The 14,969-nt window shown below is 65.5% G+C and carries 15 protein-coding genes; 7 read left to right on the top strand and 8 right to left on the bottom strand.

The genetic code is table 11. The features are described from left to right. Positions 1-106: 106 nt before the first annotated feature. Positions 107-1,012: a helix-turn-helix transcriptional regulator gene (locus tag KF715_09095; GenBank protein MBX3736831.1), complete on the bottom strand. Its 906-nt coding sequence runs from the start codon at positions 1,010-1,012 to the stop codon at positions 107-109. Positions 1,013-1,258: 246 nt separating this feature from the next. Between KF715_09095 and KF715_09090 the strand changes: the two genes are divergently transcribed. From KF715_09090 to KF715_09070, 5 genes are read left to right on the top strand one after another with little or no spacing between them, the layout of a single operon-like run. Continuing rightward, on the top strand, positions 1,259-2,002 hold the full coding sequence (locus KF715_09090) for an SDR family oxidoreductase (protein ID MBX3736830.1): 744 nt from the start codon (positions 1,259-1,261) through the stop codon (positions 2,000-2,002). A 49-nt stretch (positions 2,003-2,051) separates the two neighbouring features. Then, positions 2,052-2,570: a cupin domain-containing protein gene (locus KF715_09085; protein MBX3736829.1), complete on the top strand. Its 519-nt coding sequence runs from the start codon at positions 2,052-2,054 to the stop codon at positions 2,568-2,570. Positions 2,571-2,607: 37 nt separating this feature from the next. Next, entirely contained in the window at positions 2,608-3,294 is a 687-nt protein-coding gene (locus KF715_09080; GenBank protein MBX3736828.1) for an NAD(P)-binding domain-containing protein, read from the top strand. 32 nt (positions 3,295-3,326) lie between these two features. Continuing rightward, positions 3,327-3,713 carry a DUF2255 family protein gene (locus tag KF715_09075; protein MBX3736827.1) on the top strand — a complete coding sequence of 129 codons (387 nt, stop codon included), beginning with the start codon at positions 3,327-3,329 and terminating at the stop codon, positions 3,711-3,713. Between the two features lie 20 nt (positions 3,714-3,733). Then, positions 3,734-3,961: a tautomerase family protein gene (locus tag KF715_09070; protein ID MBX3736826.1), complete on the top strand. Its 228-nt coding sequence runs from the start codon at positions 3,734-3,736 to the stop codon at positions 3,959-3,961. Between the two features lie 188 nt (positions 3,962-4,149). On the opposite strand, the gene KF715_09065 is transcribed toward KF715_09070, so the two are convergent. From KF715_09065 to KF715_09035, 7 genes are all read right to left on the bottom strand, one after another. Then, a complete protein-coding gene (locus KF715_09065) occupies positions 4,150-5,904 on the bottom strand; it encodes an Rne/Rng family ribonuclease (GenBank protein MBX3736825.1) in 1,755 nt (584 codons plus the stop codon). A 112-nt stretch (positions 5,905-6,016) separates the two neighbouring features. After that, complete coding sequence (rodA, locus tag KF715_09060; GenBank protein MBX3736824.1) at positions 6,017-7,168, bottom strand: rod shape-determining protein RodA; 1,152 nt, start codon at positions 7,166-7,168, stop codon at positions 6,017-6,019. Positions 7,169-7,302: 134 nt separating this feature from the next. Beyond that, positions 7,303-8,793, bottom strand: a complete 1,491-nt coding sequence (locus KF715_09055; protein ID MBX3736823.1) for an O-antigen ligase family protein — start codon at positions 8,791-8,793, stop codon at positions 7,303-7,305. Further along, positions 8,790-9,806 (bottom strand): glycosyltransferase family 9 protein, encoded by a 1,017-nt coding sequence (locus KF715_09050; GenBank protein ID MBX3736822.1) that lies wholly within the window; start codon positions 9,804-9,806, stop codon positions 8,790-8,792. Before KF715_09050 ends, KF715_09055 begins: the two co-directional genes overlap by 4 nt. 11 nt (positions 9,807-9,817) lie before the next feature. Then, entirely contained in the window at positions 9,818-10,516 is a 699-nt protein-coding gene (locus KF715_09045) for a class I SAM-dependent methyltransferase (GenBank protein MBX3736821.1), read from the bottom strand. A 4-nt stretch (positions 10,517-10,520) separates the two neighbouring features. Next, positions 10,521-11,900 carry a hypothetical protein gene (locus tag KF715_09040; protein MBX3736820.1) on the bottom strand — a complete coding sequence of 460 codons (1,380 nt, stop codon included), beginning with the start codon at positions 11,898-11,900 and terminating at the stop codon, positions 10,521-10,523. Between the two features lie 19 nt (positions 11,901-11,919). Then, positions 11,920-12,867 (bottom strand): glycosyltransferase family 9 protein, encoded by a 948-nt coding sequence (locus KF715_09035; GenBank protein MBX3736819.1) that lies wholly within the window; start codon positions 12,865-12,867, stop codon positions 11,920-11,922. A gap of 41 nt (positions 12,868-12,908) precedes the next feature. On the opposite strand from KF715_09035, the gene KF715_09030 reads away from it, so the two are divergent. Together KF715_09030 and queF are read left to right on the top strand one after the other, a co-directional pair. Beyond that, positions 12,909-14,546 carry an exosortase/archaeosortase family protein gene (locus KF715_09030; GenBank protein MBX3736818.1) on the top strand — a complete coding sequence of 546 codons (1,638 nt, stop codon included), beginning with the start codon at positions 12,909-12,911 and terminating at the stop codon, positions 14,544-14,546. Positions 14,547-14,589: 43 nt separating this feature from the next. Continuing rightward, positions 14,590-14,955 carry a preQ(1) synthase gene (gene queF / locus KF715_09025; GenBank protein MBX3736817.1) on the top strand — a complete coding sequence of 122 codons (366 nt, stop codon included), beginning with the start codon at positions 14,590-14,592 and terminating at the stop codon, positions 14,953-14,955. The last annotated feature ends 14 nt before the right edge of the window (positions 14,956-14,969 follow it).

Genomic DNA, 14,969 nt, shown 5'->3' with positions numbered 1-14,969 from the left:
GAAACGATAGTCCCTTGCTCCGGCGTCCTTGCGTCACCTTTAGTCTTGTTGCTCAAACCCGCACGCGAGTGGCGGGCGAGCCTCTCGCGCTAACGCAGTGATGGCCTCACCGCTGCCGCCGAAACTCGCTGGGAGTCATGCCCGCCTCGCGCCGGAAGACTTGGGCAAAATGACTCGGGCTGGAAAAACCCGTATCCAGAGCGATGGCGACCACGCTTTGCTTGGTTTCCCGCAGGCGGCGGCGTGCCTCTTTCATACGCGCGTCCAGCTGGAACTTTGCCGGCGATGTGCCGGTGGCCTCCTTGAACAGCCGATGGAAGTGAAATTTGCTTAGGCCCGCTTTGGCGGCGAGTGCGTCCAGATCGAACTCCTCGTCGAGATGCGCTTCGATCCAGTCGGTGACCTGCTTCAGCTTGAATCCCGGCAGCGCTGCGCTGGTGCCGTGAGTGTGCTCGGGGATTTCGGCGTAGTTCCGCGCCAGGTGAGTCGCGATGAGATGCGCCAAGCCTTGCACACGCAGCACGCTCGCGCGACGCGCCATCAACTCCTGTCGAACACCCTCCATCATCCAGTTCAGGTCGGGGTCGGTGAAGGCCGACAGATCGCGGAGGCGCACTCTCGGCGCATCGTTCCCATAGACTTCCTCCAGCGCGCGTGTGAGCAACGGCAACTCGACAAAAACCATCATCGCGAGGAACGGCTCCGCCGAGAGCGTCTTCCACCGGCACTCGTAGGGACCGCCGCCGGTGGTCAGGAAAAACGAGCCGGCTTTGATCCGGTGCGTGATCCACGGGCCGTTGCCCTCGCGCTCTTGGAATTCCGCTTCCCCACTGAACGTCCAGGCGAGGTAAGCCTCGCTCACGCCCGGCATGGCGAGTGCCTCTGTCTCGCGCAGCGGCTGGTGGATCCAAGCCTTCAAATCATGCCAAGCCTTGCCCCGGCTCGGACGCAGGCATGTCGACCGTGTGTAGGGAAGGTAGGCTTCAGCGGACGTTTTGTCGGGAATCGGCATCGCGCGTGTCGGAACATACGGAACTGAGCCGAACCAGCCAGCTGGAACCTGAGTCGCCAAACCCAACCATTTCTCGAGCCGCGATCGTGGCGAAGCGCTTTATCGCAACCGCAATAAACCCGGAGCAAGGGTCGGAAAGACGGTCGAGCACGGTGGTGCTACAGTGGCGCGACTCGAAGAAAGACACTTTAACACGGCAGCGTCCGCGGCCCTTTCTCGGGCAGCAATAACTCCACTCATCCTACCATGATCAAAGACAAAGTCGTAATCATCACCGGTGCATCCTCCGGGATCGGCGAGGCCACCGCTAAGTTGCTCGCGCGCAGGGGCGCCAAAGTCGTGCTCGGCGCGCGGCGCACAGATAAACTGAAGCAGATTGCCGACGCGATCGGGATGGCTGGCGGTCAGGCGGCCTTCCGCGAGTTGGATGTGACCAAAGCCTCAGACAACGCCGCGATTGTCGAACTGGCCAAGCGGTCGTTCGGTCGTGTGGATGCCATTTTCCTCAATGCCGGAATCATGCCGACGGCGCCCGTGTCGGCGCTGAAAGTCGACGAGTGGAACGAGGCGGTCGACGTAAACATCAAGGGTGTTCTGAACGGCGTCGCTGCGGTGCTGCCGACCTTTCTTCAGCAGAAGTCCGGGCATATCCTCGCGACTTCATCGGTCGCCGGCATCAAAGCCTACCCGGGGGCGGCCATTTATGGCGGCACCAAGTGGTTCGTGCGCGATTTCATGGAAGTCTTGCGCATGGAGTCCGCGATGGAAGGGACGAACATTCGCACCGCGACGCTCTATCCCGCGGCCATCAACACGGAGTTGCTGGGCGGCATCAGCCATCAAGCGAGCGCCGATGCCATGCAGAAGCTCTACGAGCGCTACGGAATCTCGCCAGAGCGGATCGCGCGTGTCGTAGAATTCGCACTGGACCTCCCGGAGGACACCACGGTCAACGAGCTCACCGTCGGACCGGCCAACCAGCCTTGGTAAAGGGCTGTCCAACTCACATCGGCCATACCTTCCGCCCGCTCCGTCACAGGTGATTCCCCGTCGCCATTTCCTGAAGACTGTCGTGGCCGCACTTGCGACGCTACCAACGCTCGCCCGAGCGCAAAACGATCATCTGACCCTCGAAACCCAAACCAACATGGACATCGAAATTATTCGCAACGGCTCCCAGCCCTCCAGCAAGGGACCTTCTGATTGGTTCACCGGCACGACGCGTATTGATCCGTTGTTTGCCGCCAAGGAATCCGCCCGAGCGGCGGCCGCGCTGGTCACGTTCGAGCCCGGCGCGCGCACTGCCTGGCACACGCACCCGTTGGGTCAGACGTTGATTGTCACCTCGGGCTTGGGCCGGGTGCAGCGCGAGGGCGGCCGAGTGCAGGAGATTCGGCCGGGCGATGTGGTGTGGTTTCCGCCGGGTTTGAAACACTGGCATGGCGCCTCGCCGACCGTGGCGATGTCGCACGTCGCGATCCAAGAGCACGTCAACGGCAAGGTCGTCGACTGGATGGAGAAGGTCAGCGACGAAGATTACCGGGGCGCGGTAAGCTAACCGGCAGCGATCCGCTCGAGTCCGACGAAGGAAATCCATGAAAATCGCTTTAATCGGGACAGGAATGGTCGGCCGCGCACTGGCGAACCGACTCGCCGGCGTAGGCCATGATGTCGTCATCGGAACGCGTGACGTGAAGCAGACGCTCGCGCGCACTGACACGGATCTGATGGGGTCGCCGCCTTATGCCGAGTGGCAGAAAGCCAACCGAAGTGTCCGCTTGCTGCCGTTTCCAGAGGCGGGTGCGCACGGCGAGGTCATCGTCAACGCCACTGCCGGCGCAGTTTCGCTGGAGGCACTCGAAGCGGTTGGCGCGTCCAATTTGGACGGCAAGGTCGTGGTCGATCTGGCCATCCCGCTCGATTTGTCGCGGGGCTTGCCGCCGCAGATCCTTTACGCGAACACCGACAGCCTCGGCGAACGGGTTCAGCGCGCGTTTCCCGGCGCCCGTGTGGTCAAGACGCTCAACACCGTCTTCTTTCAAGTGATGATCGAACCCTCGCGTGTGCCCGGGCGGCATAACATCTTCGTTGCCGGCGAGGATGCCGGCGCGAAGGAGACCACTCGCGGTCTGCTGGTCCAGTTTGGTTGGCCTGCGGAGTCGATCATCGACCTCGGCGGCATCGAGGCGGCTCGCGCCACCGAAATGTATATGCAGCTCTACTTCCTGCTCCACCGCTCGCTCGGCACGTTCGATTTTAACATCGCCGTCGTCCGCGCCTAGCGCCCGTCAACCACCACGGAGCGTTTCTGAACATGGCTACCTGGGGAAAACTCGAATTTGGTCGCCTCGCCGAGGCGGACGATCTGCATGTCGCTCCGTTGCGGGACGACGGCGTGACCTATGGCACGCCGACTTGGATTTGGTCCGTCGTGGTCGGCGAGCACCTTTACGTGAGGGCCTACAACGGAAAGAATTCGCGCTGGTATCAGGCCGCACTGCGGCAGAAAGCCGGCCGCGTCACCGTCGCAGAAATTACACAGGAAGTTTCATTCGAGCCAGTTACTGACGCAGTCAACGACCGCATCGACGACGCCTACCGGACGAAGTATAGCGACAGCCCGTATCTCGCACCGATGGTCGGCGATCGCGCTCGCAACGCCACCATGCGGATCGTTCCGGCGCGGGGCGCCAGCCAATGAGAGCGAGGGGAGACTAAATCATGCCGCACATCGTCGTTAAACTTTGGCCCGGAAAATCCGAGCAACAGAAACAAGAGCTCGCCGCGCGAATCACCTCCGATGCCATGGAGGTTCTGGATCTTGGCGCAGAGACGGTCTCCGTCGCGATGGAGGAGATACCGTCACACGAGTGGGCCGAAAAAGTCTACCGCCCCGAAATCGCCAAGCAGTCCAACAAGCTCTACAAAAAACCGGGCTATTCGATGTGATGGGTTGGACGTGCCATTCTTGCCGAGCGGCCCCTAGAGGAACTCTCGCCTCCGTTGCGTAACCCGGCGATCTGCGGAGCGCTCAAAACAAAGACCCGGCCGCATGAGGCCGGGTCTCGAAAACAGAATTAAACCACCCGGGAGACGGAATTAATCCCGAAAAACGGAATCAACCCCTTGGACCAAGCTCAACGATACTCCTCGTTCGTGAGCGCGTTGATGATTTTGAAGTTCTCGACGTGGTAGTTCGGGTCGGCGCGGAAGGCCAGCTTCACGCCGAAGAGTTTCTCCATGCGCACGAGCAGGTCGGCGTCTTCGGCGCGGAGGCGCTCGAGGATCGACGGGTGCACGTGCACGCGGAGCGAATACTCCTTGTTGTCTTTCCGATTCTGCAGGCGGCGCGCGACGGAGCTGAGGCGGCGCTGGAGTTCGACGGACATCGTCGTCGCGCTCTTCACGATGCCGCGGCCGTGGCAATACGGGCAGCTCGTGTAGATGTTGGCCGAGAGGGACTCCTGCTGGCGCTGGCGCGTCATCTGCATGATGCCGAGCTGCGAGATGGGCAGGATGTGGGTCTTGGCTTTGTCCTCCGACATGAGCTCCACCATCTTGTCGTAGACCGACTGGCGGTGGCGGCGCTCCTTCATGTCGATGAAGTCCATGATGATCAGGCCGCCGATGTTGCGGAGCCGGATCTGGCGCGCCATTTCGGCGGCCGCTTCCATGTTCACCTGGAAGATCGTGTTCTTCTCGTCACCGCTGCGGCTCTTGTGGGAGCCGGTGTTGACGTCGATGGCGATGAGCGCCTCGGTCTCGTCGATGACGATCTCGCCGCCGGATGGCAGCGTGACGCGGCGCTGGAAGGTCTGCTCGATCTGGCGCTCGATGTTGTAGCGCTCGAAGACGGGGATGCTGTCCTTGTAGTAGGCGATCTTGCCGCGCGAGCGGGACGAGATGAGCGAGACGAGGTCCTGCGTGCGCTTGAAGTCGGCCTCGTTGTCGATGAGCACGCGGTCGATGTCTTCGGTGAGGAAGTCGCGGACGGTGCGCTCGACGATGTCGGGTTCCTGATAAAGGCAGGAGGGCGCGCGGTCCTTTTCCATCTTCTGCTGGATCTCTTCCCACTTCTTGAGGAGCAGGTGGAGGTCGCGGACGAAGTATCGGGCTTTCTTGCCTTCGCCGGCGGTGCGGACGATGACGCCCATGCCTTCGGGGATCGTGAGCTCGTTGATGAGCGTCTTGAGGCGCTTGCGCTCGGCCGGGTCCTCGATTTTGCGGGAGATGCCGCAGCCGTCGGAGAACGGCGTGAGGATCAGGTAGCGGCCGGGAATCGAGAGATTGGTGGTCGTGCGCGGGCCCTTGGTGCCGATGGGGCCTTTGGTGACTTGGATGACGATCTCGGAGCCCGGGGGATACATGCCCGGGATGTCTTTGACGGTCGGCTCGGCTTTGCGCGGCTCGGCGTTCTTCTTCTTGTTCACGCGGACGACTTCGACGGACGAGTCGGCGGCGGCGGGGAGCATGTCCCAGTAATGGAGGAAGGCGTTCTTGGAGTAACCGATGTCGACGAAGGCGGCCTTGAGGCCGGGGTCGAGGTTCTTGATGCGGCCCTTGTAGATGCCGCCGACCATGCGGTTGTCGGACTCGCGCTCGATCTCGAAGCGATCGAGGACGCCGTTCACGAGGAGCGCGACGCGCTTCTCGAGCGGTTCGGAGTTGATGACGAGTTCGCGGAAGGTCGCTTTTTCCTTTTGGAAGATGCTGAGGATCTTTTGGAGGAGCGGGCGCTGGGTGGAGCGTTCCTTGGCTTCGGCGTTAAGTTGTGAGGCGGTGACCGGCTCGCTGTTTTTCAGAGGAGGAGGCTGCTGGAGCTCCTCTTCATGGCGAGCGGCGGCGTCCCGGGCAGACTCCGGGGCGCCAGATTGGGCGGGTTGATCGTTCATGGTGTGGCGTGTGCCGTGGGGCTGGGTTGACGTCGGCGGACGCCTCGGTGGGGGACGGCTGCGCGCAGGAGATTCCGGCAAAGCGGTCAGTATCGCGGGAGGCGGGCATCATTTAGAAGTCCCTCCGGAAACGATAGACGCTTTGGACCAGTCCTTGCAGCAAGCAGCAGCTGAGCACGAAGGTGCCGCCGTAGCTGATGAAGGGAAGCGGGATGCCTTTCACCGGCACGAGGCCGACGGTCATGGCGATGTTCACGAAGATGTGCACGCACAGCAGCGCGGTGACGCCGATGACGAGCAGCATCCCGAAGCGGTCGCGGGCGAGGCCGGCAATGCGGACCCCGTTCCACAACAACACTCCGAACAAGCCGATGACGGCAATGCTTCCCAGGAAACCTTTCTCCTCCGCGATGACGGAGAAGATGAAATCGTTATGCGCGACCGCGCGCGGCAGGTAGCCGAGCTTCGCCTGCGTGCCCTCGGTCCAGCCCTTGCCGACGAGGCCGCCGGAGCCGACCGAGATGCGTGACTGCACCTGGTTCCAGCCGATGCCGGTGCGGTCGAATTGGTCGGGATTCCAGAACGCCAGCACGCGGTTGCGCTGGTAATCCTTCAGCGGCAGGCGGGCCCAGGTGGATTTTTCGTAGGCGCCGCGGTCGTTGTTAAAATCCAACCCATTTTCGTCCATGTAGTTCGCGTATTTCGCCACATCCAGCGCGACAGCGCCGATGAGCAACGCGAACACGGCCAACGCCCCGGCAAAAAAACGCAGCGAGAGGTTGGAGACGAAAAGCATGGCGAAGACCATGGGCGCGATCGCAAGAGCGCTGCCGAGGTCGGGTTCCGCGACTATGAACAACATGGGTATACCCACCGCAAGGGCTAACTTGATCAGCACTTGCAGCGAGTCGCGCACCGTGCCGAGCCGGTTGCCGGTCAGGATCGAAGCCGTCACGAACAGCACCGCGATCTTGCCCACTTCCGAGGGTTGAAAGGACCAGCCAGGCAACTCTATCCACCGTCGCGCGCCCATCCCATGCGTCGTGCCGATGCCCGGGATTAGCACCACCACCAGTGCCGCCACCGCCGCGAAATAGACCCAATGCGCGTATTTCAGCCACAGCCGGTAATCCAGCAACGACGTGCCGACATAGATGATCGTGCCGAGCAGCAGGTAGAACAGCTGCTTCATCCACTGATCGCCGTCGTTGGCGACCTGCGCGCTGTAGATGAAGAACACGCCGAACGTCGACAGCAGCCCCATGCAAGTGGGGTTGATCCAGTCCGACCGCTCACGCGTGGTGAGCTTGAAGAACTGGGCGAGGTCGATGCCGCGGGTGATTCTCACGAGGAAGAGCCGCGATTAAACGCGCTGTCCCCGCGCGTGCAATGGCGCAGTCATTCGTGGCGCGTTTCCACGCGCTCCGGTGCCGGCCGCTCGTCGCTGGCCGCCGATGTCTCCTCGGCCGCCGCCGCGGTGCGCGCGGCATATGCCAGCCCCAGCAAAATCCAAAACGGCACCGCGCCCATCGGCCCCTCCAGCACGACGCCGAAACACGCACTCACCATCACGACCCAAGTCATGGCGAACAAAGTCGGCGTCCGCTCGCTCGTTCGGCCCGCCGCGCGCCATACGCGCACCGTTGCCGTCGCATGGGCCGCATAGAACGCCGTCCACGCCGCGACGCCGAGCAATCCCATGCGCCCGAGCACCGTTACGAAAACATTGTGGGGGCTGCGAGTGACGAACTCGCTGGCCGTGTCCGGCATGTATTCGCTGACGAAGCCCTTCGCCAGATCCGCGCCGAATCCCCGACCGAGCCACGGTCCATCGCGTAGCGTTTCCTCCGCGACGTTGCGCCACCACACGAGCCGGAAACGGTTGTTGTCGCCCTTGTCGTTGCTGAAGCCGCTGCGATACGCCCGCGTGCCGCTGAAATCCGTTACTGACATCACCGCCTCGTAGACTGCGTAGCCTCGGGTCTCGCGAAACGATCCTCCGGGCAGCAAAGCCAGCGCCGTCAGCAGCAAGGCCCCGGCCAGTCCCACCGCCGCGATCGTTGCCAGGGCGCGCCGCTGTCCCGCCACCGCCAAGCCGATCGCTGCCACCAACACGCCCGCAAGGCTCGCACGCGACAGCCCGAGCAATCCGTTCACGAGCAGCGTCAGCGCCAGCGGCCAGCGCCACCAGGCGCGCTCGCCCGGACGATCCACGAGCAGCCAGAGAAACCCCGCGTAGCCATACGTCGCCGCAAGATCCTCCTTGTAGAGAATCAGCGGCACGCCCTTGATCAGCAGATTCGTCTGAAAGAAGCGCGGAAACAGATCCGCCAGCAGCGTCGTGAACGGCAGCACCACGAACGTCGCCGTGATTGCTCCATGCAACACCCGCCGTGACGCCTCCTGCCGGCACAGCGCGACCGCGACAAAAAAGAATCCCGCGTAGTAGACGGTGGCGAAATCCCGCAACGCCGCAATGCCCCACGTCCGCACATCGATTCCGATGCGCCCCGCGCCGAGCGCGATCCAGAACGCCAGCACGGTGCTGATCTCCGTCGAGGTCCACAGCGACGCGCGGGTCAGCGCGCTGCGAAACACGAACAGCGTCCCCGCGAACCCGAGCCCAAGCTCGGCGAAAAACAGCGGCAGACCGGGCACGGGCGTCACCTGCGCGAACCCGCGATTGCCCACGATGTAGGCGAATATGAGGAATCCCAGCAGCCACGCCTCCGTGCGCGGTCCGTCGACCCACGACAGCAATGCCCACGTGCAACCGGTCGCGATCAGCGCGGCCAGAAAAAATTCCTCCTGGGCGATCTGCACGCCCACTACTACGGCCAGCACCGCCGCGACCGCCCCGATCAGAAAGGTGCGCCAGCGCGGACTCATGCGCCTTCCGCCCGCCGCACCCGGCAAGCGGCCTCAATCGCGTCCACGCTCCAACGCCGCAAACACGCCAGCGGCTCTGTCGCCCGGGCACAGCGCCCCGGCGCATATTGCACACGGTCGCATGGCTGACATTCAAGCGCGGGCCACCGCAGCACGGTCGCCCGTTCGCGATGCCAGCTCGGATCCCACGGAAAATCCGTCGGTCCCGTGATCGCGACGAGCGGCGTGCCGAGCGCGCTGGCGACGTGCATTGGTCCGGAATTGTTGCCGACAAACAACGCTGCCGACGCGAGCGTTCGCACCAGCGCATCCAGTCCCGCTGGCGCGATCTCGCGCACCCCGTCGGGCAACGGCACCGCGGCCACTTCAGGCGCGCGAATCCACAGCACCTCGTGATCGCGCGCCAGCCGGCCCGCGAGTTCGGCGTAGCGCTCGACCGGCCATTGCGTGTAGTGCCACTTCGATCCCGGATGGATTATTACGCGCCGCGGCTCCCGTGTCACTCCGCCGCCCAAGTGCCTGAGATCCGGCACCGGTGGCGTTGCGGGCCAGTCCTTGCAACCGAGATCCCCGAGACCGGCGCGGGCGATCTCCCAATTCCATTGCGCGATGCTCCAGCCGGGCTGGTGCGTGACGCCCCGCGTGAGCGTGCCCTGCAACCGGATGCGCAGACCGGCCCCGCCTACGCGCACGCGTCCCCCGGCCACCCAGGCGAGCGCATGCGCGGAACTGCTTTGATCGTAGCCGACGAGGCTCGCGTCGAATTTCCGCGCGCGCAGGTCGGCCGCCCACCGGGCGAAACGCCACGGCGTGCGCCACAGGCGTCGCATCGCTTCCGGCTCGATTGCGCGGCGATCCGCCTCCGCCACATCGGCGGCGAAGAGCTCAGCCACACGCGGCGCCGTCACCAGCGTGAGCCGCCAGTCGGGATACCGGCGCCGCAATTCCTGCACGACGGGCAGGAAGACGACGTTGTCGCCCAGGTAGTTTGTTTTGAACAGGCCGAGATGCATCCGCGTTTCGCTCAGGCCTTCGTCACCACGGCCTGCGTGAACCAGAGCGGCACGACGGTCTCCGGCTTGTCGGTGAAGAACGCGTCGAACGCCGATTTCGTGCCGGGCACCGTCACGTCATTGTAGTCGTGCGTCAGGATCACCCCGCCAGGGACCATGCGCGGGTAGAACCATTCGAGCGCGGCGAGCGTGGAGGCGCGGATATCCACATCGAGATGCACGAACTTGAACGACATGGGCTCCGCTTCGAGCGGCCGGGCTGATTCCGGGAAAAACCCGGGATGAAAATGCACGCCCGCGTAACCCGCGAGGTAGCGCTGCACGAACGCGAGGCTGGTCCGGTCGAACTGGCCGGCGTAGAACGCGCCGTCCGTCGCCGGGTTCACGGCGGGCATGCCGCCGAAGGTGTCGAACAAGTGCAGCGGCGCGTCGCCTTTCGCCGCCGCGATGAACTTGGCGCTGCCGCCGCGATAGACGCCGACTTCTGCGCAGGCACCGGGCAGCCGCGTCACGGCGCGGGTCAGGGCCCACAAGTTGTAGCGCTCCTCGAGCACCTGCAGCGCCTCGCCCGCGCGCAGGGCCGCGGCGTGTTGCGCGAGAAACTCCCGGTCCTCGCACAGCCGGTGCTTCCCGATCCGCTTCCAACGGAAATAGGCGCGGGGGTGGCGCTCAATCAGCCACGAAATGAAGCGCAGGCGAACGCTCGACATGGACTCAGAGGTTGGTTGGGCGGTTGCCGGGCGTCGAATCCTTTGGCGCGAGCGCTGGGATCGCGCGTGCGCAACCGCGCGCGAGGACGGCCACCGGACCGAGCCAGGCCCCGACCGCCAACGCGACCGCGATGCCCGACGCACCGAGCGCAAACCCGCCGGCCCACGCGAGCGCCACCGTCGCCGCGTGACCCAGCGCCACGGCGGGACCAAAGGCCGCCAGCCGGTCGAGCCCGAGCAGAAGATAACTGCACGCCTGGAGAGCGAGTGTTGCGGCGGTCCATAACGTGACGCCCCACACGACGATGGCGGCGCCAGCCTGATTCATCTCCACCCCCAGCCAACGCGTGCCGAACCACGGCCAAAGCAGGGCCAGTGCGACCGCGCCGGCCGCGGCCGCGCCGGTCGAGAGCAGGGACAGGCGCCAGGAGCGCCGCAACCACGCGCGGTCGCCGGCGGCGAGCGCCTCGGCGTAGGCGGGAGCAAATGGAGTCAGCAGCAGCGCGTGCGTCTGGGCGGCGAGATTGAACAGCCGTTGCAGCGCGGCGAAGAGTGCGCTCGCGCCGTAGCCGCCGTAGTGCGCGAAGAAAAATGGCACGCCCGCGGCGAGCGCGCCGCCGGCGAGGTTGGCACTGGCGAGGCGGAAGCCCTCGCGTTGCAGCTCGCGGGCGAGGTCGGCGTCGGCGGTGCCGCCGCGCCAGCCGCGCTGCCGCGCCAGCTGTGCGCGAGTCGCCCAGCCGGGCAGGATCTGTCCGGCGCAGATGATGATGACGGCGGCCCCGACGGTGTCCGGACCCAGGCAGAACGCCCACACCGCGCCGAGAGCCGCGACCGCTGCGAGCGTGGTCCACCACGCATTCACCCAGCTTTGCTGGGTGGCTGCGGCGAGGCGCTGACCGGCGCTGGCGGAAACGCCGGCGCCGATCGCGAGCGCGACTGCCGCCCACGCGAGACGCGCTGAGGATTCAGACACGCCCGCGGGCGTGTGGAGCAGGTGCGGACCACCAAGGACCGCGAGCGGCAGCGCGATCGCCGCCCAGGCCAGCGCCAGCCGCCGTAGCACCCGTTCACCGCTGCGGAAGCAGTTTTCCAGCGCGCCTTCGTCGTGCCGCGCCGCGAGCGTCGCGAGCCGGCTTTGCAACGCGAGCGCGACGCCGAGATCGGCGAATTGAGCCAACCCGGCGAAGCCCAACAACGCGCTCAACCAGCCGAACGTTTCGACGCCGAGCCGTCCGATCAGCAGCGGCACGAGCGCGAGCGTGCAGAGGCCCGTGGCGATTTTCGCGGCGACATTCGCGCCGGCATTTTGCCCGACCCGCCACCACCGCGCGCGGTGCGCGTGCGTATGATCGGCGTCAGGCGGAGGCGGCGAAGAGGAGTTCATCCGGTGGGCGGCTGCGATCTCAACGGCGCGAGGTCGGGGCTTCGATCCATTGGGAGAGAGAAGCCCAGACGGTTTCCGGTGTCAGCTCGCGGATGCAATGCGGCGAGCCGAAGCGGCAGGAGTCGAAGCACGGTTTGAAGACGCAGGCGGCTCCGTCGATCCAGGCGGCTTGCGGATGTTGCGGGGCGAAAAGCTCCGGCAATTGCGGCCCGAAGATCGTGAACGTCGGCACGCCGAGCAGCGCGGCGAGGTGGCCGGGGCCGGAATCGTTGCCGATGAAGCGGTCGGCGGTCGCGAGGGTGTCGAGCAGGGTGTCGAGATCGCGCAGCGTGTCGTCGAGCAGCGTCACGCGCCAGCCCTGGGCCACGAGACGCGCGGCGAGCGCCTCGAAGCGTTCGCGCGGCCATTGCCGGACAGGTTGGCCCGCCCCGGAGTGGATGACCGCGTGGCGGCCGTCGCGAGAGCGCGACGGCGTGGCCGGGATTTCCCAGCCGAAGCGGGCCGCGAGCGCGGCCCAGTGGCGCGCGCGGTGAGGTGGAGCGGGTGCGTCGACCGGATCGGTGAGCAACGCGCGCGAAGCCCGCCAGGGAAATCCCGCGCGCAAGGCGGCACCGCTGAGGGCCAGCAGCGCGTGGTCGCGCGGATCGCGGCGGGCGGATACGGCCGCGTCGAAGCGGCGGGTGCGCAACGCCGCGACGGTGTCGGCGAGATTCTGCCACGGCCAGCGTGGCAGATCGTATTTGTTGCGGAACGCGGTCCACGGCGCGTGGAGCGGCATGAGCTCCACCTCTGGCGCGAAGCGGCGCAGCAGCGGGGCGGCGTGTGGTTTAGCGAGCAAGGTCACGCGACAGCGCTCGGTCGCGGCGCGCAGAAAAGGCATGGCGAGGGCGAGGTCGCCGAGGCCCCACAGCTCGACGACGAGCAACCGCGGGCGGCGGTCGCAGGCAGGCGTCGAGATGCTTTGCATGGGCGGGTTATCCTGTTTTTCTGGCGCGCATGGCAAGCCCCGTGGCCACGGAATCCCGCTCGGTGCCGGCCCGCTGGCTCGCGGCGGGCGCGTGCGCGTTGGCGGGCGCTGCCGTGTTCCATTTCTTCGGCAACAGCACGCGCGGCTACATCGACACGCCCTCGCTTTTCGTTTGGTGGGGCAAGCAGCTGGCCGATCCGCGCTCCGAAATGGAGCACGGCTGGCTCATCGGGGCGGTGAGCGGGTGGCTGTTGTGGCGGAATCTTAGGCAGCGGTCAGCGGTCAGCGATCGGCTGTCAGCTATTGTTGCTCCGGCCGTGGCGGCGCTGCTCGGCGGGTTTGCGTTGCACCTGCTCGGCTACGCGATGCAGCAGGCGCGGTTGTCGATCGCGGGACTGCTGCTTTTCACGTGGGGTGTGCTGGCGCTGGGCGGCGGGCGACGCTGGCGGGCGGCGGCGGCGTTTCCGCTCGCGTTCATGCTTTTTGCCCTGCCGTTGAACGTGCTCGATACGGTCGGCTTTTTCCTGCGCGTGGGCGTGACGGACGTGTCGTATCACATCTCGCGCGTGTTCGGTTGCGAAGTGATCCGCAACGGCACGCAGCTGCTCTCGCCGGACGGGAGCTATTCCTACGACGTGGCGGCGGCGTGCTCGGGCATCCGCTCGCTCACGGCACTGACGGCGCTCTCGCTGCTGCTCGGATATCTGAGTTTCGTCTCGTGGTGGCGGCGCGCGCTGATCGGCGCGCTGGCGCTGCCGTATGCGTTCGTCGGCAATGTCGTGCGGATCCTCGCGATCATCGTCGCGGCGGAGTGGAAAGGACAGCAGGCGGGCGCGATCGTGCACGAGTGGTTCGGGTTTCTGGTGTTCGTGATCGTGCTCGGGCTCGTGCAGGCGACCGTGTGGCTGCTGGAGCGGTGCGCGCCGGAGCGGACGCACATCCCGTCCGTTGGCGCGGCACCGGCCGAACCGGGTAACCTAATAGGTCACCGCAACGCATGGGGTGCCGTGGTCGTGGTGATGTTCGCGGCGATCGGCGTCTCGCTGGCGGCGCGTGCGCTGGATCGCGTGCAGGTCGACCTGCGCACGGGCGTGAAGCTCGCGGCGGACGGCGTGAATCCCGTGGCGCTGCCGAATTTCATCGGGCTCGATTGGGCAGGGCAAAACGCGCCGGTGAGCGCGGTCGAGCGCGAGGTGTTGCCGCCGGACACGGGTTACTCGCGGAAAAATTACGTGTCGCTCCGCGACACGCGCGACCAGGTGTTCCTCTCGATCGTGCTGAGCGGGCGCGATCGCACGTCCATTCACCGGCCGGAAATCTGCCTCGTGGGCCAAGGGTGGACGATCCGCGGGCGGGAGACGCACGAATTCCTCGTCGGCGGGCGGAAGGTGCCGGCGACGCTGTTGCACATCGAGCGCGAGGTGACGAACGCGCGCGGCGAAAAGCGGCGCGTGCCGGCGCTGCTCGCCTACTGGTTCGTCGGCGCGGATCGTGTCGTGGCGTCGCATTGGGAGCGCATGCTCTACACTTCGCTCGACCGTGTGCGACACCTGCAGGCGCATCGCTGGGCCTACGTGCTCATGCAGACGCACGCGATCGACGGCGAAGCGGCGGCGCTGAAGCGCATGGACGAGGTGCTCGTCGGGACGCTGCCGGAATTTCAGGAGCCGATGGGATAGCTTTAGGCTTTAAGCCTACCGCTTTACGCCTACTGCTTCCGCCATGGCCGACCCGAAAATTCTCGAGACCTTTCCGAATCCCGCGCCGCATCGCGATTTTCTCATCGAGCACACACATCATGAGTTCACGTCGGTGTGCCCGATGACCGGCCATCCCGACTTCGCCAACATCACGGTGCGCTACGTGGCGGACAAAGCCTGTGTCGAGCTGAAGTCGCTCAAACTCTACTTCCACGCGTATCGCAACGAGGGCATCTTCTTCGAGGCGGCGACGAACAAGATTTGCGACGAGCTCGGCGCGGCGCTCAAGCCGCGCAGCCTGACTATCATCGCCGACTGGAAGGCGCGCGGCGGCTTCAGCTCGCGCATCACGGCGGAGTGGAAGCCGGCGCGGAAGAAAAAGCGTTGAGCGCGCCGGCCTGG

Source organism: Candidatus Didemnitutus sp., from assembly GCA_019634575.1.
Classification (GTDB): domain Bacteria; phylum Verrucomicrobiota; class Verrucomicrobiia; order Opitutales; family Opitutaceae; genus Didemnitutus.
This window is presented reverse-complemented; position numbering and strand designations above follow the sequence as displayed.

What these genes read in the sequence shown, in the direction of transcription:
- KF715_09075 (MBX3736827.1), top strand. Translation starts at nt 3,327, where the DNA reads ATGGCTACCTGGGGAAAACTCGAATTTGGTCGCCTCGCCGAGGCGGAC.
- KF715_09055 (MBX3736823.1), bottom strand. Translation starts at nt 8,793, where the DNA reads ATGAGTCCGCGCTGGCGCACCTTTCTGATCGGGGCGGTCGCGGCGGTG.
- KF715_09070 (MBX3736826.1), top strand. Translation starts at nt 3,734, where the DNA reads ATGCCGCACATCGTCGTTAAACTTTGGCCCGGAAAATCCGAGCAACAG.
- KF715_09035 (MBX3736819.1), bottom strand. Translation starts at nt 12,867, where the DNA reads ATGCAAAGCATCTCGACGCCTGCCTGCGACCGCCGCCCGCGGTTGCTC.
- KF715_09065 (MBX3736825.1), bottom strand. Translation starts at nt 5,904, where the DNA reads ATGAACGATCAACCCGCCCAATCTGGCGCCCCGGAGTCTGCCCGGGAC.
- KF715_09095 (MBX3736831.1), bottom strand. Translation starts at nt 1,012, where the DNA reads ATGCCGATTCCCGACAAAACGTCCGCTGAAGCCTACCTTCCCTACACA.
- KF715_09050 (MBX3736822.1), bottom strand. Translation starts at nt 9,806, where the DNA reads ATGCATCTCGGCCTGTTCAAAACAAACTACCTGGGCGACAACGTCGTC.
- KF715_09090 (MBX3736830.1), top strand. Translation starts at nt 1,259, where the DNA reads ATGATCAAAGACAAAGTCGTAATCATCACCGGTGCATCCTCCGGGATC.
- KF715_09040 (MBX3736820.1), bottom strand. Translation starts at nt 11,900, where the DNA reads ATGAACTCCTCTTCGCCGCCTCCGCCTGACGCCGATCATACGCACGCG.
- KF715_09045 (MBX3736821.1), bottom strand. Translation starts at nt 10,516, where the DNA reads ATGTCGAGCGTTCGCCTGCGCTTCATTTCGTGGCTGATTGAGCGCCAC.
- rodA (MBX3736824.1), bottom strand. Translation starts at nt 7,168, where the DNA reads ATGGGGCTGCTGTCGACGTTCGGCGTGTTCTTCATCTACAGCGCGCAG.
- KF715_09080 (MBX3736828.1), top strand. Translation starts at nt 2,608, where the DNA reads ATGAAAATCGCTTTAATCGGGACAGGAATGGTCGGCCGCGCACTGGCG.
- queF (MBX3736817.1), top strand. Translation starts at nt 14,590, where the DNA reads ATGGCCGACCCGAAAATTCTCGAGACCTTTCCGAATCCCGCGCCGCAT.